Annotated in this window: 2 protein-coding genes; both read left to right on the plus strand. The window is 70.4% G+C overall.

The window, feature by feature from the left end; all coding sequences use genetic code 11:
* Positions 1–1,140 (plus strand): chorismate synthase (gene aroC / locus JZ792_RS41040; protein WP_216918367.1); only part of this gene is annotated, 1,140 nt, incomplete at its 5' end.
* A partial coding sequence (locus JZ792_RS41045) for a shikimate kinase (protein WP_216918370.1) occupies positions 1,137–1,597 on the plus strand: 461 nt, incomplete at its 3' end. The genes aroC and JZ792_RS41045, both read left to right, overlap by 4 nt.

A 1,597-nucleotide genomic window follows, 5' to 3' on the forward strand; every position in this document is an offset into this window, starting at 1 on the left:
GCCGGTGTCGAGGTGACGTCGGACGATATCTCCGCGCAACTGGCCCGCCGCCGGCTCGGGTACGGGCGTGGCGCCCGGATGAAATTCGAGGCCGACAAGGTCACCATGGTCGGCGGTGTCCGGCACGGGCGCACCATGGGCGGCCCCGTCGCCATCGAGATCGCCAACTCCGAATGGCCGAAGTGGACCACCGTCATGTCCGCCGATCCGGTCGATCCGGCGATCCTGGCCGACCTGGCACGCAACGCGCCGCTGACCAGGCCGCGCCCCGGCCACGCCGATTACTCCGGCATGCTCAAGTACAACTTCGACGACGCCCGCAATGTGCTCGAGCGAGCCAGCGCGCGCGAGACCGCGGCCAGGGTCGCCGCCGGTACCGTCGCCCGCAACTTCCTGCGCCAGGCGTTCGGGGTCGAGGTCGTCTCGCACGTCGTCTCGATCGGCACCGCCGCCAACACCACCGGCATCACCCCGACCGGCGCCGATCTCGCCACCGTCGACGAGAGCCCCGTGCGCGCGTTCGACAAGGACGCCGAGGCGGCGATGATCGCCGAGATCGAGGCGGCGAAGAAGGACGGCGACACCCTCGGCGGTGTCGTCGAGGTGATCGTGGAAGGCCTTCCGGTCGGCCTCGGCTCGTTCATCAGCGGCGCCGACCGTCTGGATTCCCGTCTCGCCGCCGCACTCATGGGCATCCAGGCCATCAAGGGCGTCGAGGTCGGCGACGGTTTCGAGACCGCCCGCCGCCGCGGCAGCCAGGCCCACGACGAGATGCGGCCCGGCCCCGACGGCGTGCTGCGATCCACCAACCGGGCCGGCGGCCTCGAGGGCGGCATGACCAACGGTGAGGCGCTGCGCGTCCGCGCCGCCATGAAGCCGATCTCCACCGTCCCGCGCGCGCTCTCGACCGTCGACATGACCACCGGCGAGGAAGCCGTCGCCATCCACCAGCGCTCCGATGTGTGCGCGGTACCCGCGGCGGGCGTGGTGGCCGAGACGATGGTCGCGCTCGTCGTCGCGCAGGTGGCCCTGGAGAAATTCGGCGGCGATTCGCTCACCGAGACCGTCGACAACATCCACAGCTACATCAAGCGGGTGAGCACGCGACCCCACATTCCCGCGGACAGTCGGTCGCAATGATCGTGCAGACCGACCCACGCACCCCCCGCGTGGTGCTGGTCGGACCGCCCGGCGCCGGAAAATCGACGATCGGCCGCAAACTCGCCAGGGAACTCGGGGTCGAGCTGTACGACACCGACGCGGGCATCGAGCGCGAGACCGGACGGACCATCCCCGACATCTTCGCCGTCGACGGCGAACCCGAATTCCGCAGGATCGAGGAAAGGGTCGTTCGCCGCGCCGTTCTCGGCGAACGCGGAGTGGTCTCCCTCGGCGGCGGTGCGGTGCTGTCGGAGAACACCAGGGCGCTGCTACGCGACCGCACCGTGGTCTACCTCGAGATCAGCATCGCCGAGGGTTTGCGCCGCACCGGGGCGAGCAACCAGCGCCCACTGCTCAACGGCGCCGACCCCGGCGCGAAGTACCGCAAGCTGATGCGTGAACGCCGCCCCCTCTACCGCGAGGTGGCGACCGTCCG

This window comes from Nocardia noduli (genome assembly GCF_019038455.1).
In the GTDB taxonomy this organism is placed as follows: domain Bacteria; phylum Actinomycetota; class Actinomycetes; order Mycobacteriales; family Mycobacteriaceae; genus Nocardia; species Nocardia noduli.